Below are 21,393 nucleotides of genomic sequence, written 5' to 3'. Positions count from 1 at the left end.
GGGTCCACCGTTCCCCGGCCGAACGACCCTCACGCCCCGCCGGTCAGACCGGCAGGACGCACCCGACGGGCAGTTCCAGACGGTGGGCGGCCAGCAGTTCCCCGTCGGCCAGGATCTCGCGGGTCGGCCCGTCGGCGACGATCCGCCCCTCGTCCATGATCACCGAGCGGGGGCACAGCTGCAGGGCGTAGAGCAGGTCGTGGGTGACCATCACCGTCGTCAGACCGAGCGAGAGCACGATGTCGGCGAACTCTCGACGGGCCTGCGGGTCGAGGTTGGACGACGGCTCGTCCAGCACCAGCACGGTGGGATCCATCGCCAGCACGGTCGCCGCGGCCACCCGCCGCCGCTGCCCGAACGACAGGTGGTGCGGGGCCCGGCCGACGGCCGATTCCATCCCTACCGCGTGCAGGGCGTCGTGCACCCGGTGCTGCAGGTCGTGGCCACGCAGACCGAGATTGCGCGGACCGAAGGCCACATCGTCCCGGACGGTCGGCGAGAACAGCTGATCGTCCGGGTCCTGGAACACCACGCCCACCCGGCGGCGGATCTCCCGCAGCGTCGACTTCTCCGCGGTCACGCCGTCGACCGTCACCGAACCGGCCCCGGCCAGCAGAGTGCCGTTGAGGTGCAGGACGAGCGTGGTCTTGCCGGCCCCGTTGGGCCCGAGGATGGCGACCCGTTCCCCGGGTTCGACGAGCAGGTCGACGCCGAACAGCACCTGCCGGCCGTCGGGGTAGGCGAAGGCGAGTTCACTGACCTGGAGCCGGCCCTGGAGCCGGCCCTGGGCCTGCGGTGCGGCGGTCATCGGGCACCGGCCAGGGCCACGCCGCAGACGACACCGGCGGCCACCGGGGCGGTCAGGGCGCTGAGCCAGGAACGTCGGGGGGCCCGGCCGCTGGCGATCTCGTCGGCGGTCTCGTCCGCGGCGAAGCCGTAGCCGCGGGCCAGCATGGCCACGTAGACCCGTTCCCCACGCTCGTACGACCGGACGAACAGCGCCCCGGCGGTCCGGGCGATCCCGGCCACCTGCCACAGCCACCGGGGGTCGTCGCCCCGGGACAGGCGGGCGATCCGCATGCGGCGGAGGTCGTCGGTGAGCACCTGCCCGTACCGCAGCATGAAGCTGGCGATGCCGACCAGGGCCCGGGGCACCCGCAGCCGCTGGAGGGCGAGCAGCAGCTCCGGCACCGTCGTCGTGGCGGTCAGCAGCGAGGTGGCCGCCACGCCCAACGTGCCTTTGACGACGATGTTCCAGGCGCCCCACAGGCCCGGCTCGGAGAGGGTCAGGAACCCGACGTCGACGAACGGGCCGTGGCCGACGAGCGGCAGGAACACCGCGAACGCCAGGAACGGCACCTCGATCACCATGCGGCGGGCGAGCTTTCCCAGCGGCACCCGCGCGACCAGCGCGATGGCGACCAAGATCGCGGCGTCCAGCGCGAAAGCCCAGAACGCCTCCCGCGGCGTGGCGACGACCGCGAAGACGAACAGCAGGGTGGCGACGAGCTTGCACTCCGGCGCCAGCCGGTGCACCCCGGAGTCGGTGTGCACGAAGAACACGTGGCTGTGCCCGGGGCCCGATCCCATGACCGTGCCTCAGGCCGTCGGGACGGTCGGGCGGCGGCGCACCCATCGGATCGCCAGCACCAGGGCAGCGGCCAGCGCGAAACACAGGACGACCCCGATGACGCCGGACAGCCCGGTCGACAGCCAGGTCTCGTGGATCCCCGCGACGCTGTAGTCGGCCAGCGGACCGGTGGCCATCGCGTGCTCGGTGGCCTGGCCTTCGAAGCCCTGGTCGATGGCGACCCGTTCCAGCCCGTCGGGGGCGGAACTGGCCAGCGGACTGACAAAGAAGGCCAGTACCAGGGTCAGCCCGACGCCGAGCAGCACGAACAGGGTGATCGGTGTCCGCTTCATCGGGCCCTCCCGGCGGCCGGTGCGCCCGCGGGCGTCTGGATGGTGAGCGCGGGCCGCAGGTCGCGGGCCCCGTGGACGAGATCCGGCCGGCTCGAGAGCACGGCACTGACGGTCAGGGCGGTGATGACGGCCTCGCCGATGCCGATGAGCATGTGCACACCGATCATCGCCATCGCGACCGTCCCCAGCGGAGCACCGCCCGTGCCGCCGACCGCGTAGTAGAACGTGAACACCAGCGAGGCCAGCACGACGCCCGACCATGCGGCGACGGCGGAGGCCCCGACCACCGCGGTCGCCGTCTTCGGCAGCACCTTGCGGACCAGCAGGAAGACGGCGTACCCACCGAAGCACGTGGTGTACCCCATCAGGATGATGTTGAGTCCGAGCGCGGTCAGCCCGCCGTCGGCGAACACCAGGGCCTGGACCGCGAACACCACCGACAGGGCCAGGCTGCCGACCCAGGGCCCGACGAGGACGGCGGCCAGCACCCCGCCCAGCAGGTGTCCGCTGGTGCCCCCGGCCACCGGGAAGTTCAGCATCTGCACGGCGAAGATGAACGCCGCGACCAGACCGGCCAGCGGGATCTGCCGATCGTCCAGCGTCGCCGCGGCCTTGCGGACCGACACCGCGATCAGACCGGCGGCGACCACACCGCCGACCACGCAGGTCGGGGCGTTGATGAAACCGTCAGGGATATGCATGGACGCCTCCGTGGGTCCGGTTGGTGTATTTGGTGGCCACCTTGTCCAGTGACGCGAGATCGGGCACGACCTCCACGCGGCTGCAGAGGGACTCGTAGAGCGCCATGTCCGAGCCGGCCAGCACCCAGGAGTAGCGCGCCTCCGGGGTGAGCCAGATGACCTCCCGGGCCCGCCGGGCCAGTTCCTCCAGCGCCTCCGGATGCGGGTCCTTCCCGTTGCCCCGACCGTCCCCCAGGATGAGAACGGTGGTGCGGCGGTTGATCTCGCCGCCGTACTGCTCCAGGAAGTTGACGAACGACGTCCCGTAGTCGGAGTTGGCGTCCACGTCGAGGATGTCGCCGCCCATCAGCAGCCCCAGCGCCTCCTCGACGCCGTGATCGGCGAAGACGTCGGTCACCTCGGCGATGTCGTCGACGAACGCGAAGGTCCGCACCCGGGGCACCAGCCGCTGCAGACCGTGGACGACCTGCAGGGTGAAGCGGGTGGACAGCCGCACGGACAGGCTCACGTCGGCCAGGATGAGCAGCCGCGGACGGTCTTCCGCGCGCACCACTGACACCGGCCGGAACGGGATGCCGTCGTAGCGCATGCTGCGGTGCATCGTGCGGGCCGAGTCGATCCGCCCCCGGGCGCCGGGGCGGCGACGGTGGGTCAGCGCGCCGCTCATCGAGCGGACCAGCTCGCGCAGCGTCTCCTCCAGCCGCACCCGGTCGGCTTCCGAGATGGCCTGCACCGCCGCCTGCCGCGCGGGTTCGGCCTCCTCGACGGCCTGCTCGCGCAGGGCGGCGAACGCCGCGAGGTGCTTGCGCAGCATCTCCGGCAGCTGGTCCATGATCCCGGCGACCTGGGACCGCATCAGCGCGAGAACCTCGTCCGGCAGTTCCTGGTCGTCCCCGTGGGCCAACCAGTCCATCAGGGCGGCCTCTTCGGCGATCGAGAGGTTGGTGTCGAGCTTGGCCCCGGTCGCCGTCGTCAACTCGTGGGGCATGGTCGCCCCGTGCAGATGGCTGGTCTCGATCTGGACGCGGGGAGCGCCGTTCTCGGTGGTCGGCTGGTCGGCCGAGAGCACCATCTCGTCACTGAGCGCGGCGATGTCGACCTTGTCGGCGTCCTGGTGCAGGTTGTACTGCTGCGCCATGTCCTTCGGGTCGAAGTACTGGCGGATGTCCTTGGGCTTCTCGTGGCTGTGCCCGAAACCCGGTGTCTGCGAGGGTTCCTCGGTGAGCGTGAACTGACGCAACTCGCCCTCGTCAACCAGGTCGTCGTGGGCGTGGCTGTGCCCCTCCGGTTCTGCGGTCCAGACCGGCTGCAGGGAGAAGAACGCGTCGAAGACGGTGTCGAAGGTCTCCCGGTCACGGCGGTCCTTGATGAGCGTGACCAGTAGCGCGCCGCGCAGGGTCTCCCGGTCGGCCAGGACGCCGGGTTGACCCGTCGCGGTGACCGCGTCGACCACCTCGGCCACCGACACCCGGATCCCCGCCAGCCGCAGGAACCGGGTGAACCGGTGGATGGTCTCCTGCATGACCGGGCCTAGATCGCGCGGCGGCGGCCGAGGCCGGCCGCGAACGACCGCTTGCCCCGATCCGGTCCGACCGCCGTCTTGGGCAGGACCTCGGGCACCAGGTCGTCGTCCCCGGCGGCGTACGGCGGGGTGCCGTAGTGGCCGGGCCCGTGCCGACCGGGCTTGTCCTTCTCGGCGCGTCGGGCGACGCCGACCTCGTCCTTCGGGTGACCGTGCGAATGGTCGTGGTCGTCGTGGCTGTGGTCGTGATCGCCGTCGTCGTGACTGTGGGTGTGGCCGCCGTGGGAATGCGAATGCCCGTGGCCGTGGGAGTGATCGGGCCGGTGGTCGGGCACGACCGCATTCGGGTCGATGAGCGTCGGCAGCGCCTTGATGGCGCGGGCGTGGTCGCGTTCGTACTTGACGACGACGGACACCGTGTCGGCCAGCACTTTCGCGTCCAGTTCGGTGGCCCCCAGGACGGCCAGGGTGCGCGCCCAGTCGATGGTCTCGGAGATGCTGGGGGCCTTGCGCAGTTCCAGGTCGCGCAGACCGCGGACCACCTGGACCAGCTGCGCGGCCAGTGCGTCGGACAGACCGGTCTGCTTGCTCCGCAGGATCTCCAGCTCCCGGTCGGCGTCCGGGTAGTCCAGGAACAGGTGCAGGCAGCGCCGCTTGAGTGCGGCGGACAGGTCCCGGGTGTTGTTGGAGGTGAGCAGCACCAGCGGTGCTGTGCGGGCCTCGAACCGGCCGATCTCGGGGATGGAGATCTGGTATTCGCCCAGCGTCTCCAGCAGGACCGCCTCCAGAGCCTCGTCCGCCCGGTCGATCTCGTCGATGAGCAGGACCGCCGGCTCCTGCCCGTTGATCGCCTCGAACAGCGGGCGGGGGGCCAGGAACCGCTCGGAGAAGAACACCGAGTCGTGCTGGGAGAGCAGGTCGACGGCCGACTCCAGATCAGGGGCGTCGGAGACGATCTCGCCGATCTTGTCGCGCAGCAGCTGGGTGTAGAGCAGCTGCTTGCCGTAGTCCCAGTCGTAGAGGGCCTTCGTCTCGTCCTGCCCCTCATAACACTGCAGCCGGACCAGGCGGCGGCCGGTGATGGCGCTGATGGCCTTGGCCAGCTCGGTCTTCCCGACGCCCGCCGGGCCCTCCAGTAGGGCCGGCCGGTCCAGTTGCAGCATGAGGAAGACGGTGGTGGCCACGCGCCGGTCCGGGATGTACCCGTGTTCGGCGAGAGCGGCACTGACTTCGTCGACGCTGGCGAAAGTGCTCACGACAAGCTCCTCGGTGGTGGGTGTCCGAGTGGCCCGGCCCGATCTGGGGTCGGGCCACCCGGCCGACGTGGTGACGCGGACCTAGCTGAGAAGCTCGTCCAGGTCGCCGTTCATGCAGTGCTCGACCACCGGGCGGACCGTGTCGAACGTGCACTCCTTGGCGTTGCCCGGCGTGCAGGCATCGCCCAGGATGTGGTTGGTGATGCGGTCGACGTCGGCCTTGTCGCCCTTGATGACCGGAGCGTTCTTGTAGTACTCGGTCGGGCCCTCGCCCAGACGGTTCTTGGAGTAGCTGTCCTTGGTGACGTCGGTGAACTTCTCCGGGATCCCGACGTCCCGCAGCAGCCGGATGCCGGCGGCCAGCGCCGCCTCGGCGGCCTGCACGTCGGTCATGCCGTGGGTGTCGACGCCCATCGCCTGGGCGATGTCGGCGAACCGCTTGTAGTGGGTCGGCATGTTGAAGGCCCACACCCGCGGTAGGGCGATGGCGTTGTTCAGGCCGTGGTGGGTGTCGTAGAAGGCGCTGATGGCGTGCGAGGTGGAGTGGATGATCCCGAGACCGCCGGAGTTGAAGGCCTGCGCGGCGATGTACTGGGCGTACATCATGCCCTCGCGGCCGGCCAGATCGGTCGGGTTCCACGTGGCCTGCCGGAGGTTCTCCGCGGTCAGCTTGATGGCCCGGATGGCGTTGCCGAGCGACGGCTCGAAGTTGAGCCGGGAGACGTACGGCTCGCTCGCGTGGGCCAGGACGTCGAAACCGCACTGCGCCGTGTAGTCGATGGGGCAGGTGTAGTACAGCGTCGGGTCGTCGATGGCCAGGGTGGCCACGGCGGCGTCGTCGAACGCGACGTACTTGTGCGGGTTGTCAGGGTCGGTCGTCGTATCGGTGATGACGTAGGCCCAGGAGGTCTCCGAGCCGGTGCCGGCCGTGGTGGAGATCGCGATGTGCGGGGGGTTCCGCGGGTTCTCGGACTTGTTGAAGCCCTCGAAGTCGTTGACGTTCCGGCCGTCGTGGGCCACCGAGATGCGGGCGCCCTTGCAGGCGTCGTGGCTGGATCCACCACCGATGGAGATGAAGCTGTCGCAGTCGTTCTCCTGGTACAGCGCCACGGAATCCATGACGTTGTAGTCCTTGGGGTTGGACTCGACCTTGTCGTACAGAACGGCCTCGATCCCGTGCCACTTGAGCGAGCCCATCAGCTGCTCGACCAGCCCGGAACCGCGGAGCCCGGACGTCATCACCAGGGGCTTGCGGAAGCCGAGTTTGATGGCCTCCGGACCGACCATCTCGAAGGCACCCGGCCCGAGCATCGCCCGGGGGAACGGATGGAATTCCTTGATGGGGAACGGCTTGAGCAGTTCTTCGACCTTCATTGGTCACTCCTCTTTCGCACAGGCGAGATCGCCTGACGGACACCGGATGTGCCGACATCGAAGCCTGGGAAAGAAAGGGCTTCGGCGGACACCTGCGAACCTACGACCGGTCGACGGTGGGAGATAGATCTCACGCGGCAAACTATCCGGATACAAGACCGACCTGACCGAATGGGCAGGTCGACGTCCCGTCCGGTTCGCGCGGACCCATTCGATTTCCGGTTATCGGATCATATGAGCCGATGATGGCTGCCGCAAGTCCTCTTTTCCGTTCGTCATTTCTCGCTGTCGGGAGGGAGGGGACGCACCACTGGCCGCCTTTCCTGCAGTTCGGCAGGAAAGGCGGCTCGTGGGAACCGATCCGGGTGCTGGTGGGCTCAGGCGTCGACCGGCGCGCCCAGAGTGCGGGTGAAACCGTCGGGGATGACCAGGTCCGACGGCGAGAGGTCTTGCACGGACGAGTGTCCGAGGCCGAGGACGGCGGAATCGATGCCACTGCGCAGGATGTCGAGGACGTTCTCGACCCCGGCCTGGCCGTTGGCCCCCAGCCCCCACAGGTAGGCCCGGCCGATCATGACGGCTCGGGCGCCGAGTGCGACGGCCTTGACCACGTCACTGCCGCGGCGGATCCCGCCGTCGAGCACGACCTCGACCCGGTCGCCGACGGCGTCGACGATGGCCGGCAGTGCCCGGATCGACGCCGGGGTGCTGTCGAGGTTGTTGCCGCCGTGGTTGGACACCGAGATCGCACTGACCCCGGCCGAGACCGCGGCCCGGGCGTCGTCGACCCGGCAGATGCCCTTGAGCATCAGCGGCCCGCCCCAGAGATCGACGAGCCACGCGACGTCGTCCCAGGTGGGAGGCGGTGTCTGCATCCATTCGTAATAGACGCCGAAGAACGTCGGGGCCGGTTGACCCGGATCGGCCAGGTTCGGCACGGTGAGATCCGGGATCTTCATGGTCTTCCCGAAGGACCACAGCCAGCGCGGGTGGGTGATCGCCTCCGGGGCGTAGTCCCACATCGCCTTGAGGTCGACCTTCTCGGGGATCTTCGGGCTGCCCCAGTCGCGGCCCATGGAGAACGACCAGTCGAGCGTGAGGATCAGGCCCTTCGCACCGGCGGCCCGGGCCCGCTCGACGCGCTGCTTGATCTGATCGCGCGAACCCGACCAGTAGACCTGGAAGAACGTCTGCGGGTTGGCCGCGATGACCTCCTCGATCGACTTGCTCGCGTACGAGCTCAAGCCCATCGCGGTGCCCCGAGCTGCCGCGGCACGGGCGACAGCCACCTCGCCGTCCGGGTCGACCGCCTGGACGCCGGTGGGAGAGATGATGACCGGCAGCGAGATGTCCTGTCCCATGACCGTTGTCGACAGATCACGCTTGGCCGACAGACCGGCGACGTGCGGCGCGAAGCCGAGTTCACCGAAGGCGGCCTGGTTGTCCTCGATCGTCAGGCCCTTCTCGGAGCCGGCGACCAGGGCCATGTACACGGACTTGGGCAGGCGCTTCTTGGCGCGCCGTTGCGCTTCGGCAACGGTTTCGAACCACTTGTTACCCACAGCGAGGCCTTTCTCGAGGGGATGGGGGCGCCCGCACGGGGACGAACGGGTCGCGAGGATGGGGTCGGCGCCGGACCGGTGGGTGGGTGCGGCGCCACACGCACGGCTGCGTCAGTTCGCCGCTCCGGCCGGCTCCCGCACGGGAGTCAGCCCGGACAGGGGGTTCTCGTCGCAACTGCGTTCGGGTCGGGTCCGCAGCGTGAGCATCACCGGCCCGTTCTTGAGCTGCCGGGAGTGCGAATGATCCTCGGACGGCTTGGGTGAGGCGCCCGGGGTGACCTTGGACAGCGCCATCTCCCCGAAACCCTTGACGCATTCGGGGTCCGGTCCGTCCAGGGGAAGGCCGGTGAAGAACTTGGCGGCCATGCAGCCACCCCGGCAGGCGTCGTAGGCCGAGCACGAGCGGCAGGCGCCCCCGCTCTGCGGTTCCCGCAACTCGCGGAACAGTTCCGATTCCCGCCACACCGTGCGGAAGCCGCCCTCGTCGCGGACGTTGCCGGCCTTGAACTTGTCGTGGATGGCGAAAGGGCAGGCGTACACGTCACCGACCGGGTCGATGAGGCAGACCACCCGGCCCGCGCCGCACAGATTGAGGCCGGGCAGGGCCTCTCCGTAGGCGGCGAGGTGGAAGAAGGAGTCACCGGTCAGCACGTTCTCGCCGTTGCGCACCAGCCAGTCGTAGAGCTCCCGCTGCTGGGCGGCGGTCGGGTGCAGTTCGTCCCAGACGTCGGCGCCGCGGCCGGACGGGCGCAGGCGGGTCAGCCGCAACTGAGCGGAATAACGATCGGCGATGGCCTTGAACGCATCCAGCTGGTCGAGGTTCTGGCGGGTGCAGACGACCGAGATCTTGAAACCGACCATGCCGGCCGCGGCCAGGTTCTCCATGGCCCGGATGGCGGTGTCGAAGGAGCCGCGCCCGCGGACGTAGTCGTTGACCTCGGCGGTCGCGCCGTCGAGGGAGATCTGCACGTCGACGTAATCGCTGGCGGCGAGGCGCCGCGCCACGTCCGGAGTGATCTTGATGCCGTTGGTGGAGAACTTCACGCCGACCTTGTGCGCGGTGGCATAGTCGACCAGCTCCCAGAAGTCCGGTCGCACCGTCGGCTCGCCGCCGCCGATGTTGACGTAGAAGACCTGCATCCGCTCCAGCTCGTCGATGACGGCCTTGCACTCGGCGGTGGACAGCTCGCGGGGGTCACGCCGTCCGGAACTGGACAGACAGTGGGCGCAGGCGAGGTTGCAGGCGTAGGTGAGCTCCCAGGTCAGACAGATGGGGGAGTCCAGGCCGAGGGCGAAGTGGTCGACCAGCGGCAACACTGCTGTGGTCATGAGTGACGCTCCCTGATGGTCTCGGTCGCGGCCAGCGTGGCCAGCGCCCGCTCGAACATGGTCAACCGCTGCGGATCGGTGATCCCGGCCGCCCGGCAGGCGGCGCTCGCCGTGGGGTGATCGGCCAGGGAGCGGACCACCGTCACCAGGTCGCGGTCCTTGAGGAAGGACAGGCGCCGGGTGGTGAAGGAGTACAGCAACGCCCCGAACGGCTCCGGTCTGACCTCGACGGCCGGGTGCAGTTCGTAGGGCAGATCAGGCACGAAGGGCGGGATGGTCGCGTCCTTCGTGGTGGGCGCACCGTTCGTTGCGGCGGTCATCGGCGAACCTCCGGGGCGGGGACAGGCGGATCGGATGCGGAAGTGGGGTTCCCGGAGCGGGCCGGGGACCGGACGGGCGGTCGGTCAGCGGCGCCTTGACGGGCCCCGTTCCCGACCGCCCGACGGACGGTGCGCGGCGCTCTAGTAGACGCCGCACATACCGTCGATGGAGACGTCCTCGACCAACAGGTCGCTGGTCACCAGCGTGACGTCCTGGGTGTCCGCGGAGCCCGAAACCTTCTCGTCGACAATGACTTCCGGCATGACCAACCTCCATGGTCCGATACTGCGGGGGATGACAACGGCTGTGCCCGATGCCACAATCGACGGTATTGACACCCGGTGTCACGGGTCAACTGTCCGAAGGTATAGGTGCTTCGTGGCCAGAAGAACAGGTCCGGACGGGGCGGTCCCCGGTCGGCCGGCGGTGACCAGTCGGGCCGAGCTGGAGCGGATCTGCCTGGAGATGTTTGCCGCGCAGGGTTTCGACGCCACCTCGGTCGACGAGATCGCCGCCGCGGCCGGCATCGGTCGCCGGACGTTCTTCCGCTACTTCGCGTCCAAGAACGACGCGGTCTGGGGCGACTTCGACGGTCGTCTGGAGGCGTTCGCGCGGTGGTTCGACGACTGCCCGGACGCCCTGCCGGTCGTCGAGGCGATCCGGCGCGGGGTGATCGCGTTTAACTCCTTCGACGGGCCGGCCACCGTCTCGGTCCGCGACCGGATGCGGTTGATCCTGGGATCCCCGTCCCTGCAGGCCTACTCGACCCTGAGGTACGAGGCGTGGCGGGAGGTGGTCGCGCGGTTCGCCGCCACCCGGCTGGGTGCTACCCCGCAGGATCTGATCCCCCGTACGCTCGGCCACCTCGCACTGGGGGCCGCTTTGGCGGCCTACGAACAGTGGCTCGTCGACGAGCACACCGATCTCATCGACCTGCTGGACGCGGCCCTGCGGCTGGTGGACCTCCCCGCGGTGCCGGTGGGCGGATCCCGTACGAGAGCTGTTCCGGCCAGGGCGATCTGACCGACGCGTCACGAGACGGGAGCGGATGGGCGATGAGCGAGGGCAGGAGTGGCGGCGCCGGTGTGCTGACCAGGGACCATCGCTGGGATCGGTGGCGTCTCGGCCCCGGGGTGCGGTGGCTGGACGCCACCACTCTGGCCGGCGGCGCCCCGTACCGGGTGGTCACCCTCACCGGCCGCGGGGCCGACCTGGTGCGCGACGTGGTCGGCGGTCGGTCACTACCGGCCGATCAACCCGCGGTCGACCGTCTCCTGCACCGACTGCAGGGGGGCGGGTTGCTGCTCGCCCCGGCCCCGGCGGGGACCGACCACGACGACGTCACGCTGGTCATCCCCGCTCGGTCCGCCGCCGAACCGGTCCGGGAGCTGTTGGCCTGCCTGCCGAATGACCTTCCGGTGATCCTGGTCGACGACGGGTCACCCGTGCCGCTGACCCCGCTGGCCGGTGAACGCCCCGGTCTCACCGTCCTGCGCCACGAGCGGTCACGGGGGCCGGCCGCGGCCCGCAACGCCGGGGCCGCCGCCGCCCGGACCCCCTGGATCGCGTTCCTGGACGCCGACACCATCCCCGACCGCCAGTGGATCGACCGGCTCAAGGCCCGGGTGACGGTCGACGACGGGGCGACGGCGGTCGTGCTGGCCGCCCCGCAGATCGTGCCGCTGGACGGGTCCGGGTCCGGAGGGTGGTTCGAGCAGCGCGTCTGCGCCCTCGACCTGGGCGACACCCCGAGCGAGGTGGGGCCGGGCCGGCCGGTCTCCTACGTCCCGAGCGCCGCGCTGCTCGTGCGGGCCGAATCCTTCGCCGCCGTCGGCGGTTTCGACGAGGACATGCATGTCGGCGAAGATGTCGACCTGGTCTGGCGGATCGCGCGGCTCGGTGCTGTGCGCTACCACCCGGACGTCCGCGTCGGTCATCGTCCGCGGGGCACCCTCGGCGCCGCGCTCGATCGGCGCCGGTTGTACGGCACCAGCGCGGCCGACCTGGCCGGCCGGCATGCCGGCGCCTTGCGGCACGTGGACGTGTCGGCGTGGTCGCTCGGACCGTGGCTGCTCGCCGTGCTGGTGCACCCGGTGGCCGGCGCGGCCGCGGGCGGCATCACCGCGGCGATCGCCCCCTGGGGGATGCGCGAGCTCACGCCGGCCCATGCCCGCAAGCTGGCCGGGCTGGGGCACGTGCGGGCCGGGGCCGCCCTGGGCCGCTGGTTGCTGCGACCGATGCTGCCGCTGACGCTGGTCGTCGCGGTGCTGCGGCCGCGGATCGGGCGGCGGTTGGCCGCCGCCGCCGTGGCCGGCCTGCTGCACCAGGCCGTGCAGGACGTCCGGACCCGCGCAGCGACCGCCGGGCCGACGCCCTGGACGACCCGGCTCCGGGACGGGGCCGAGTCGATGGCCGCCCACGCCCTGGACGACGCCGCCTACGGGGTGGGGGTCTGGCAGGGGGTGCTGCGTCGGCGGCACCTGGAGCCGGTGCTGCCCCGGGTCCGGGACCTGCCCCGGCTCCGGGTGGGCCGGCGTCGGACGCGTGACACCGGTGCCGACCATGTCTGAGCCCGGCCTCGCCGCGGCGACCTGGCCCGAGGTGGCCGCCGCGCCACGCCGGGTGCTGCTGCTCCCGTTGGGTTCCACCGAGCAGCACGGACCGCATCTGCCGTTGTCCACCGACACCGTGGTGGCCGCCGAGTTGGCCGCCTGGGTGCACCGCCGTCTCCCCGAGGTCGGTCTGGCCCCGGCCATCCCGTACGGCGCCAGCGGGGAACACGCGCACTTCCCCGGCACCCTGTCGATCGGTACCCCGGCGCTCGCCCAGCTGCTGATCGAATTCGTCCGGCACGCCGCCGGCGACTGGCGGCACGTGCTGGTGGTCAACGGGCACGGGGGCAACGCCGACGCCCTGGCCCAGGCCGTCACGCTCACCCGGTACGAGGGGCGGTCGTTGCACGTGTTCCACGCGGCCAGCGGCGGGCCCCGGGCGGACCCGCACGCCGGCCACCGGGAGACCAGCCTGATGCTCCACCTCGCCCCGGACACCGTGCGCCTTCACCGTGCCGCCCCCGGCGCGACGGCCGACCTGGCCGAACTGCTCCCGCGGCTCGCGACCGGCGGGGTCCGGGCCGTCAGCGCGAACGGGGTGCTCGGCGATCCCACCGGTGCGTCGGCGCGGGAGGGGGCGAGCATCTTCGACGGCATGGCCGCCCGGCTGGTCGACCGCGTCCGCACCCTGCTGGCGACGGAGTGACCTCCCCGATCGGGTAGGTCCGAACCTGTCCCTTGGGCGGTTCGCCCGAAAGGCCGGTGTCCGTAGCGTGGGTGCCGTACCCGAGCGCCGCCGGTCGGGAGTCGGCGGCGTCGGGGCGCGTTCTCTGGACGTCGACGATGGGAGTCACCGATGGACCGCTACGTCATCGAGCGCACGCTGCCCGGGGCGGGCGCGTTGACCGACGAGCAGATCGGGGCCGTCGCCACCCGGTCCAACGAGGTGCTGGCCGAGTTGGGCGACGGCGTCAGCTGGGTCGAGTCCTACGTCACGGACGACAAGCTGTACTGCGTCTACGACGCGCAGGATCCAGAACTCATCCGGGAGCATGCCGCCCGGGGCGGATTTCCGTGCGACGCCATCGCACCGGTCCGGCGTACCATTTCCCCCGCCGACGGGTCGTGACCGTCCGGGTCGACGACGACCGGCGGGGAGCGTGCCAGCACCCGCGAGCGACGGAGAGAAGGGCACCGTGATCGGACACGACGAGCTGGTCCGATCCCACGGGTCCGATACCGGTGGGCGAGACCACGCCCACGGGCCCGCGCCGGTGGTCAAGTTCCACGCCCCCGAGGTCGTCTTCGGGCTCGGTGCGCTGGCCGAAGCCGGGTTCGCCGCCGGGCGCCTGGGCGCGCGCCGACCGTTCGTGGTGACCGACGACGGCGTCCAGGAGGCCGGGTGGGTGCAGGAACTGCTCCGTCACCTCCGCGACGTCGGACTCGACCCGGTGGTCTGGAGCGGGATCACCCCGAACCCCAAGGACTCGGAGATCGCGGCCGGCTACCAGCGCTACCTGGAGTCCGGCTGCGACGTGCTTATCGGCATCGGTGGCGGGTCGAGCATGGACGCGGCCAAGGGCATCGCCATCCTGTCCGGCAACGGGGGGTCGATCCTGGACTACGCGGGGGTGGACCGGGTCACCCGCGCCATCCCGCCGTTGTTGATGATCCCCACGACATCCGGTACCGGAGCTGACGTCTCGCAGTTCTGCATCGTCTCGGACACCACCGACGCGGTGAAGGTGACCATCATGGGCCGCGCGCTGGTGCCGGACATCTCCATCACCGACCCGCGCCTGCTGACGACCATGCCGGAGTGGCTCGCCGCGGCTACCGGTCTCGACGCCCTCACCCACGGCATCGAGTCGTTCGTGTCGCTGGCCCACAATCCGCTCGCCGACGGGCACGCGCTGTCCGCGGTCCGGCTGGTGAGCCACTACCTGCCGGCCACCATCCAGCGCCCGCAGGATCTGGACGCCCGGACCCAGATGGCGCAGGCCAGCCTGGAGGCCGGCCTGGCGTTCACCAACGCGATCCTGGGTGCCACTCATGCGATGAGCCACCAGGTCGGTGGTCTGCTCGACCTGCCGCACGGCGTCATCAACGGCATCCTGCTGCCGCACGTCATCCGGTACAACGCCCGGGCCATCCCCGAGCGCTTCCGGGCTCTCGCCGCCGCGGTGGGGCTGCCGGTGGCCGGTGCGCCGGCCGACGAGGTGGCCGAACAGCTCTCGGCCTACGTCCGGCGACTGGGCGACGAGGTCGGCGTGCCCAGCGGTCTGCGGGCGATCGGCGTCCGGGACGACGACATCGCCCGACTCGCCCGGTCGACCATGCAGGACGCCTGCCTGACCACCAACCCGCGGAGCGCGGACGCCGTCGACATCGAGGGCCTGTTCCGTGCCGCGCTCTGACGGTCGGCGTCGATGACGGCAGGACAGCCGAGCCCCGAACGACCGGATCTGGCCCTATTGACCGGGATCCGCTCCGGAAAACGTTCCTACTACCGGGAGTTCGTCCGCTCCGACGAGCGGATGCAGCGGACCGTGCGCGCACTGGATTCCATCTCGCGAGCCCTGGTCCGCACCGGGGAGGGGCCCCGCGCCCTGTTGGAGGAGGTCGCCCGGGCCGCCGGCAATCACCTCTCCGCTCCCTGGGTGGTGCTGGCGTTGTGCGACGGCGCCCTGCTGCGGGCCCGCCCGCGGGTCGTCGGTGTCGACCGGAGGGGGCAGGCCCTGGAACGCCCGGACGGTCTGCCGGTGGTCGCCGACGAAGTGGCCCGCATCCGGTCCGGTTCGGTCCCGCCCGCCGGGCCGGATGATGCCCTGGTGCGGATTCCGATGACGCTCGAGGGCCAGTTGGTCGGTGGGCTGGTCGCCGTCCACGACCTGCCGGCCGCGCCGGAACCCGGCGACATCTCCGTCCTGCGGGTGCTGGCCAACCAGGCGGCCGTCGCCCTGCACACCTCCGAGCAGTACCAGGCCGGCCTCGCGCTGCACCAGCGGGCCCAGCGGCTCTACGACGAGGCCACCGAGCAGAACCGCAATCTCACCGAACGGACCCGGGAGCTGCGGGCCACCGAACAGCGGCTCCTGGCCGCCCGGCAACGCGAGCTGCTGGACGCCGAACGGCACCGCATCGCCCGGGAACTGCACGACAGCGTCAGCCAGTACGTGCTCAGCGCCGGCATGGCGGTGGAGATGGCCCGCGGCGACGCCGCCGGTCTCGGTCCGTCCGCACGTGCCCTCGGGGCGCAGCTCGACCGGGCCAAGGATCTGACCCAGCAGGCGATCCAACAGTTGCGGGAGGCCATCTACGCCCTGCACCACGCCGCCAGCGGGGAGGACCCGGCGTCGCTGCCGGAGCTGCTGTCCGAGCTGGCCGGCCAGTACCGCCCCCGGTTGCCCGTGCAGGTCCGGGTGGAGGGCGGGCCGCAGGCGTCACTCGGGCCCCGGCCGGATCACGAACTGGTGCGGATCGCGGGGGAGGCGCTGTTCAACGTGGCCAACCACTCGGGCGCCACTCGGGCGGTGATCCGGTTGCGCTACCGGCCGGACCAGCTGCTGCTGGCCGTGGCCGACGACGGCAACGGTGACCCGGTGACCCTCAGCCGACTGCTGCGCATCGAGCGCAACGCGGTCACCGACGGCCGGCACCGCGGGCTGGCCAACATGGCGGCCCGGGCCGAGAAGGTCGGCGGCACGATCGCTTTCCGTCGGGCCCGGATCGGCGGCGTGCGGATCGAGGTCCGCATCCCGCTGCCGGTCCGGATGGAACCGGCCTATCCGCCCCTGGACCCCAAGACCGTCGAGGAGACGTCATGACCGATACCGTCGCGACCGGCACGGACTCGATCGACATCGTCCTCATCGACGACCATGCGATCGTCCGGCACGGGCTGCGGTCGATCCTGGAGCGGGAGCCGGACTTCCGGGTGGTCGGCGAGGCCTCGTCCATCGAGTCGGCCCGGGCGGTGGTGAACGAGGTCCGGCCGGCCATCGTGGTCCTGGACCTGAAGCTGTCGACCGGTTCGGACACCGAGGGCCTGGATCTGTGCGCGACCCTCGTCGCCGACCATCCTGGACTCGGGGTGCTCGTGCTGACCACGTTCATCGACGACCACCTGGTGATGGCGGCCATCCAGAACGGCGCCCGGGGTTACGTCGTCAAGGATGTGGACACCTCGGCGCTGATCCGGGCCATCCGCGACATCAGCCGTGGCGGCAGCGCTTTCGACGCCCGGAGTGCGGCCGCCATGGTCCGGGGCATCCATGCGGCCCCGGTCGAGACCGAGAGCAAACTGACCGCCCGGGAGCAGGAGGTCCTCGAGCTGATGGCCCGCGGGATGTCGAACGTCGAGATCGGCCGCAAGCTCTTCATCTCCGACACGACCGTGAAGTTCCACGTCGGCAACATCCTGCGCAAGCTCGGGGTCTCCCGACGCTCCGAGGCCGTGCACCTGGCCGGGAAGATGGGGTTGATCTGACCTGCCGGTCCCCGGTGCTACGTCCGGTCGAACACCAGCCAGCCGCCGAGATGTTCATGCACTGACCAGTTCCAGCCGGTGGTGGCCTGCCCCCAGGACCGCAGATCGCTCTCGTCGAGCGTCCACAGGTGCCCGAAGGCGGGGGTCGGTTCGTCCTCGTACGGCACGGCGATGACGACCCGGCGGGTCGCCACCCGGAGGGCCTCGTCGATCGCCCGGCGGCAGTGCTCCGGTTCCAGGTGCTCGAGCAGGTGGACCAGGAGGACCACGTCGACACTGTCGTCCGGACGTGGGATCCGGGCGGCGTCGGCGACGAGCGTCTGCAACGGCACGTCCAGTCGATCGGCCACGGCTCGCAGCAGGGACACGGTCCCGGCGGACAGGTCCGAGGCGATGACCGTGCGGCCGGTCTCGCGGGCCAGACGCAAGGACAGGAAACCGAAGCAGCACCCCAGCTCCAGCACGGTCGCATCGGGCGGGACCAGCGCGTCGGCGTGCCGATGGATGGCGGCGAAATCGGCCAGGGCGTTGCGGCCGACCTCGCCGGCCCGCGGGTCACGGACCCCGTCGTACCGCCGAAGGCTGTTGCGGTAGAACAGCATCCAGGCCTCGATGGCCGTGGGGGCCGAGGTCAGCACGATGCCGGTGAAGATGCGTTCGAACATCTCGCTGCCGGTCACCCACCCGGGCCCGAAGAGTTCGTCGTTGATGACGCTCGTCAGGCCGTCGTCGACCTCCGCGGGGGACACCCAGTGGCGCACCACCAACTGCCGCTGATGTCGCCAGACCTCGAAGTGCGGTGTCCGCACGAGCCGGGTGTCGACGGGCGACACCGGGCTGTCGCGCGCCATGACGACGACCAGGCCGTCGTCGTACCGGTGGTCGACCAGCGCCCGGAACGGATCGATGGGAGTCAGTCGGGGGATCCGGTCGTCCTCCACCCGGAACCGGGCCCGCGTCACGGTGGACGAGTCAGCAGTCACGACCATCGTTTCGCACTCCCACCCGGACCGGCGCTGTGAGCGGTCGACGACACCGTGTCGTCCCCTGCTCAGCCAACACCGGGACGGCGGCCGGGGACAGGCGGGTTCGGACAACCGTCGCGGCGTCCGGGTCGCCCTGCCGGGCCGGGCAGGGCGGCACCTGTCCCGGTGGACGGGGCGGCCGCCCGAGCTTGCGAGGGCGCCAGAAGGCACAGGTGAGCCTGTCTCGCCGCTTTTGCGAGACAGGCTCTCTAGTCGAGCAGCCAGACCTCGACCTCGTCGCCGGGCTGCAGACTCGTGGCGTCCTCGTCGACGACGATCATGCTGTCCGCGCCGGCCAGCCAGGACAGCAGGTGGGAACCGGGACCACCCCAGGCGGAGACCGTTCCGGCCTCGGTGTCCAGATGCCCGCGGCGGAACTGCCGCTTACCGGCCGGTGAGCTGATCGCGTCGGCCAGCGGCACCCGCAGTACCGGCCGCATGACGTCGGGGTGGCCCATCGCGGCCCGGACGAGCGGTCGCAGGAAGACCTCGAACGACACGTAGGAACTGACCGGGTTGCCGGGCAGGGTGACGAGGGGAACGCCGGCGAAACGCCCTGCGCCCTGGGGCATCCCGGGCTGCATGGCCACCTTGACGAAGTCGACGGCCGGAGCGCCGTCCGCCCCGCCCGGGCCGGTCAGCGCATCCTTGACCACCTCGTAGGCGCCGGCCGACACCCCGCCGGAGGTCAGCAGCAGATCGGCGCCGGTGGCGGCCTGCTCCAGGGCCGCCAGCAGGGCGGGGACGTCGTCGGCGACGAAGTGTTCGATGCGGACCTGGGCCCCGACGGCCCGCAGGGCCGCGGCGAGCATCGGGGAGTTCGACTCGTAGATCTGACCGGGCTCCAGAGCGCTCCCGGGGGGCATCAGCTCGGAGCCGGTGGACAGCACGGTGACCCGCAGGGGGCGCCGGACGTCGACGGTGGCCAGGCCCAGCGCGGCGGCCAGCCCGATCTGGGTCGGGCCCATCACGGTACCGGCGGCGAGGGCGACGGTGCCGGCGGTCAGGTCCTCGCCGCGGCGGCGCACGTGCACACCCGGGGCGGGGGCCCCGTCGATGCGGACGCGGTCGACGCCCCCGTCGGTGCGTTCCACCGGGACGATGACCTCGCCGCCCGGCGGCAGCGGGGCGCCGGTCATGATGCGGGCGAGCGTGCCGGCGGCCAGCGGGCGACCGTCGGAGCGTCCCGCCGGAATGTCGTGGCTCACCGGCAGGGTCAGCGGGAAGGTGCCGTCCGCCGGCAGGTCGGCGGCACGGCCGACGTAGCCGTCCATGGCCGAGTTGTCGAACGGCGGCAGATCGACGGGGGCGATGAGGTCGCGGCCCAGGACGAGCCCGAGGGCCTCGTTGAGCGGAGTCGCGACCACCGGGGTCGGACCGACGAGAGCGGCGAGAGCCGAGGCGTGCTCGGCGACGGTACGCATGGCCTCATTTTGCCCTCACCGGTCGCGCCGACCCACCGGCCCGGTTAAGGTTTGTCCCGACATCAGGACGTATCAGCGTCCGTTCGCACGAGCCTCCGGGATGCCTCATGACCGCCGCAACGACGCCGTCGTCATCGCCCTCCGGGGCCAACCGCATCGCGGGGGCCCCCATCTCCTGGGGTGTGTGCGAGGTGCCCGGGTGGGGCTACCAGCTCACCCCCGAGCGGGTGCTGGCCGAGATGCGTGACGTCGGCCTGGCCGCGACCGAACTCGGCCCGGACGGCTTCCTGCCGGCCGACCCGCAGCAGATGGCCACCGTGCTGGCCGACCACCACCTGACCGCCGTCGGCGGTTTCACCCCCGTGGTCATGTACCGGCCGGACGTCGACCCGATGCCGGAGATCGAGCGCGTGCTCACCGCTTTCGCCGCCGCCGACGCCCACACCCTGGTGCTCTCGGCCGATTCCGGCCAGGTCGGGTACGACAGCCGGCCCGAGCTGGACGAGCAGGGCTGGAAGCTGCTGTTGGGCAACCTCGACCGGATCTCCGCCCGTGCGGCCGAGGTCGGCGTCAAGGCCGTGCTGCACCCGCACGTCGGCACCATGATCGAGAACGGACCCGAGGTCGAGCGCGTGCTGGCCGGCTCGCAGATCTCGCTGTGCCTGGACACCGGGCACCTGCTCATCGGCGGCACCGACCCGGCCGAGCTGACCCGGCAGGCGCCGGAGCGCATCGCGCACACCCACCTCAAGGACGTCGACGACACGCTGGCCGCCCAGGTCCGCGGCGGCCGCCTGACCTATACCGAGGCCGTGGCCAAGGGCATGTACCGCCCGCTCGGCACCGGTGACGTGGACATCGCCAGCATCGTGACGACGCTGCGCGGTCGCGGATACGACGGCTGGTACGTCCTGGAGCAGGACACGATCCTGCACGCCGAGCCGGCCGACGAGGGGCCGGTTCGCGACGTCCGGACCAGCGCCGACTACGTCCGCAGCCTGGTGGGCTGACCCCCCCGGGTCACGGGCTGCAGCCGGTCGGCCACTGGTCAAAAACCGGTCGAAGGGGCAAGATTCGGGACGGATCCGTACACGTTCAACTCGATGCGACGTACGGTCCTTTCCCCCCGGAGGTCAGCGGTCGTGGCCGACGAGACCCGCGCCGATCACGGCGCCCTCATCCGACATCGCACTGTCGCCACCCCGCCCCCGACCGGGGGCGACCACGGAACCCTGGCCCTCGTCGAACCCCAGGGCATGTCCGGCCTGCACCGGTTGGTCGAAGAGTTCGACCTGCGACCCACCGGGCACCTCGAACGCATCGTGCAGACGGCGGTCGCCGAGATCGAGGGAGCCCGGTGGGCGACCATCACCGTCGCCGACGAGTCCGGACTGGTCACCCGGGCCTGGACGGATCGGGTGGCCCGGCTGATCGATCAGGCTCAGCAGGACACCGACGACGGGCCCGTCATCACCATCCCGGCGACCCCCGGGGCGGTCGTGCACTCCTGTGATCTCGTCGCCGACCGTCGCTGGCCACGCTTTGCTCCGCTGGCCCGTCAACTGGGAGCGGGGGCCGCTCTCTGCCACCGGCTGGGCCACCAGACCCGGCCGATGGGGGTCCTCAGCGTCTATGCCGACCGGCCCGCTGCCTTCTCGGTCGACAGCGACCGCATCGCCCGGCTGCTCGGCCTGTACGCCGGTATCGCCCTGGACAGCGAGGCGGTCCACCGCAACTTCCGCTCGACCGCCCGCACCCGGGACGTCATCGGGCAGGCGAAGGGCATTCTGATGGAGCGTCTGCAGCTGTCTCCGGACCGGGCGCTGGCCCTGCTCGTCGACCGGTCGGCCGCCACCCGGAGCAGCCTGCGGGACGTGGCCGAACACCTCATCGCCGCCGGGGAACTGTCCTGAGG

The 21,393-nt window shown here is 71.0% G+C and carries 22 protein-coding genes; 9 read left to right on the top strand and 13 right to left on the bottom strand.

The window, feature by feature from the left end; translation table 11 throughout:
- Positions 1-43: 43 nt before the first annotated feature.
- The 11 genes from FDO65_RS10955 to mftA form a co-directional block, all read right to left on the bottom strand.
- Entirely contained in the window at positions 44-808 is a 765-nt protein-coding gene (locus FDO65_RS10955; protein WP_137449317.1) for an energy-coupling factor ABC transporter ATP-binding protein, read from the bottom strand.
- Positions 805-1,590 carry a cobalt ECF transporter T component CbiQ gene (cbiQ, locus tag FDO65_RS10950; RefSeq protein ID WP_137449316.1) on the bottom strand — a complete coding sequence of 262 codons (786 nt, stop codon included), beginning with the start codon at positions 1,588-1,590 and terminating at the stop codon, positions 805-807. The genes FDO65_RS10955 and cbiQ overlap by 4 nt, the downstream gene beginning before the upstream one ends.
- Before the next feature lie 9 nt (positions 1,591-1,599).
- Positions 1,600-1,923 (bottom strand): PDGLE domain-containing protein, encoded by a 324-nt coding sequence (locus FDO65_RS10945; RefSeq protein WP_137449315.1) that lies wholly within the window; start codon positions 1,921-1,923, stop codon positions 1,600-1,602.
- Positions 1,920-2,624, bottom strand: a complete 705-nt coding sequence (locus tag FDO65_RS10940; RefSeq protein WP_137449314.1) for an energy-coupling factor ABC transporter permease — start codon at positions 2,622-2,624, stop codon at positions 1,920-1,922. The genes FDO65_RS10945 and FDO65_RS10940 overlap by 4 nt, the downstream gene beginning before the upstream one ends.
- On the bottom strand, positions 2,611-4,146 hold the full coding sequence (locus FDO65_RS10935) for a VWA domain-containing protein (RefSeq protein ID WP_137449313.1): 1,536 nt from the start codon (positions 4,144-4,146) through the stop codon (positions 2,611-2,613). Before FDO65_RS10935 ends, FDO65_RS10940 begins: the two co-directional genes overlap by 14 nt.
- A gap of 8 nt (positions 4,147-4,154) precedes the next feature.
- Complete coding sequence (locus FDO65_RS10930; protein ID WP_137449312.1) at positions 4,155-5,402, bottom strand: AAA family ATPase; 1,248 nt, start codon at positions 5,400-5,402, stop codon at positions 4,155-4,157.
- 81 nt (positions 5,403-5,483) lie between these two features.
- The gene (gene mdo / locus FDO65_RS10925; RefSeq protein ID WP_137449311.1) at positions 5,484-6,776 is read right to left on the bottom strand and encodes an NDMA-dependent methanol dehydrogenase; all 1,293 of its coding nucleotides are present in this window, start codon (positions 6,774-6,776) and stop codon (positions 5,484-5,486) included.
- A 377-nt stretch (positions 6,777-7,153) separates the two neighbouring features.
- On the bottom strand, positions 7,154-8,338 hold the full coding sequence (gene mftD / locus FDO65_RS10920; RefSeq protein ID WP_137449310.1) for a pre-mycofactocin synthase MftD: 1,185 nt from the start codon (positions 8,336-8,338) through the stop codon (positions 7,154-7,156).
- Between the two features lie 111 nt (positions 8,339-8,449).
- Positions 8,450-9,667 (bottom strand): mycofactocin radical SAM maturase, encoded by a 1,218-nt coding sequence (mftC, locus tag FDO65_RS10915; protein WP_137449309.1) that lies wholly within the window; start codon positions 9,665-9,667, stop codon positions 8,450-8,452.
- Positions 9,664-9,987 (bottom strand): mycofactocin biosynthesis chaperone MftB, encoded by a 324-nt coding sequence (gene mftB, locus FDO65_RS10910; RefSeq protein WP_137449308.1) that lies wholly within the window; start codon positions 9,985-9,987, stop codon positions 9,664-9,666. Before mftB ends, mftC begins: the two co-directional genes overlap by 4 nt.
- Before the next feature lie 141 nt (positions 9,988-10,128).
- Positions 10,129-10,251 carry a mycofactocin precursor MftA gene (gene mftA / locus FDO65_RS10905; protein ID WP_137449307.1) on the bottom strand — a complete coding sequence of 41 codons (123 nt, stop codon included), beginning with the start codon at positions 10,249-10,251 and terminating at the stop codon, positions 10,129-10,131.
- Positions 10,252-10,366: 115 nt separating this feature from the next.
- Between mftA and mftR the strand changes: the two genes are divergently transcribed.
- From mftR to FDO65_RS10870, 7 genes are all read left to right on the top strand, one after another.
- Positions 10,367-11,011 carry a mycofactocin system transcriptional regulator gene (gene mftR, locus FDO65_RS10900; protein WP_276606845.1) on the top strand — a complete coding sequence of 215 codons (645 nt, stop codon included), beginning with the start codon at positions 10,367-10,369 and terminating at the stop codon, positions 11,009-11,011.
- Between the two features lie 32 nt (positions 11,012-11,043).
- Complete coding sequence (mftF, locus tag FDO65_RS10895) at positions 11,044-12,558, top strand: mycofactocin biosynthesis glycosyltransferase MftF (RefSeq protein ID WP_137449305.1); 1,515 nt, start codon at positions 11,044-11,046, stop codon at positions 12,556-12,558.
- Positions 12,551-13,246 (top strand): mycofactocin biosynthesis peptidyl-dipeptidase MftE, encoded by a 696-nt coding sequence (mftE, locus tag FDO65_RS10890; RefSeq protein ID WP_137449304.1) that lies wholly within the window; start codon positions 12,551-12,553, stop codon positions 13,244-13,246. Before mftF ends, mftE begins: the two co-directional genes overlap by 8 nt.
- 150 nt (positions 13,247-13,396) lie before the next feature.
- Positions 13,397-13,669, top strand: coding sequence for a DUF4242 domain-containing protein (locus tag FDO65_RS10885; protein ID WP_137449303.1), 273 nt, complete (start codon positions 13,397-13,399; stop codon positions 13,667-13,669).
- Positions 13,670-13,754: 85 nt separating this feature from the next.
- Positions 13,755-14,957, top strand: a complete 1,203-nt coding sequence (locus FDO65_RS10880; protein WP_137449757.1) for an iron-containing alcohol dehydrogenase — start codon at positions 13,755-13,757, stop codon at positions 14,955-14,957.
- Positions 14,958-14,969: 12 nt separating this feature from the next.
- The gene (locus FDO65_RS10875) at positions 14,970-16,367 is read left to right on the top strand and encodes a MadS family sensor histidine kinase (RefSeq protein ID WP_137449302.1); all 1,398 of its coding nucleotides are present in this window, start codon (positions 14,970-14,972) and stop codon (positions 16,365-16,367) included.
- On the top strand, positions 16,364-17,029 hold the full coding sequence (locus FDO65_RS10870; RefSeq protein WP_137449301.1) for a MadR family response regulator transcription factor: 666 nt from the start codon (positions 16,364-16,366) through the stop codon (positions 17,027-17,029). Before FDO65_RS10875 ends, FDO65_RS10870 begins: the two co-directional genes overlap by 4 nt.
- Before the next feature lie 17 nt (positions 17,030-17,046).
- Here FDO65_RS10870 and mftM read toward each other — a convergent pair whose 3' ends face one another.
- Both mftM and moeA read right to left on the bottom strand, forming a co-directional pair.
- Positions 17,047-18,018, bottom strand: a complete 972-nt coding sequence (gene mftM, locus FDO65_RS10865; RefSeq protein WP_137449300.1) for a mycofactocin oligosaccharide methyltransferase MftM — start codon at positions 18,016-18,018, stop codon at positions 17,047-17,049.
- A 245-nt stretch (positions 18,019-18,263) separates the two neighbouring features.
- A complete protein-coding gene (gene moeA, locus FDO65_RS10860) occupies positions 18,264-19,478 on the bottom strand; it encodes a molybdopterin molybdotransferase MoeA (protein ID WP_137449299.1) in 1,215 nt (404 codons plus the stop codon).
- Between the two features lie 107 nt (positions 19,479-19,585).
- On the opposite strand from moeA, the gene FDO65_RS10855 reads away from it, so the two are divergent.
- Together FDO65_RS10855 and FDO65_RS10850 are read left to right on the top strand one after the other, a co-directional pair.
- Positions 19,586-20,488, top strand: a complete 903-nt coding sequence (locus FDO65_RS10855) for a sugar phosphate isomerase/epimerase family protein (RefSeq protein WP_137449298.1) — start codon at positions 19,586-19,588, stop codon at positions 20,486-20,488.
- Between the two features lie 132 nt (positions 20,489-20,620).
- Positions 20,621-21,391, top strand: coding sequence for a GAF and ANTAR domain-containing protein (locus FDO65_RS10850; protein ID WP_166442113.1), 771 nt, complete (start codon positions 20,621-20,623; stop codon positions 21,389-21,391).
- The last annotated feature ends 2 nt before the right edge of the window (positions 21,392-21,393 follow it).

It is taken from the genome of Nakamurella flava, assembly GCF_005298075.1.
GTDB classification, from domain to species: Bacteria; Actinomycetota; Actinomycetes; order Mycobacteriales; family Nakamurellaceae; genus Nakamurella; species Nakamurella flava.
Note: the sequence above shows the minus strand (reverse complement) of the source record. Positions and strands in the feature narration are given on the sequence as shown.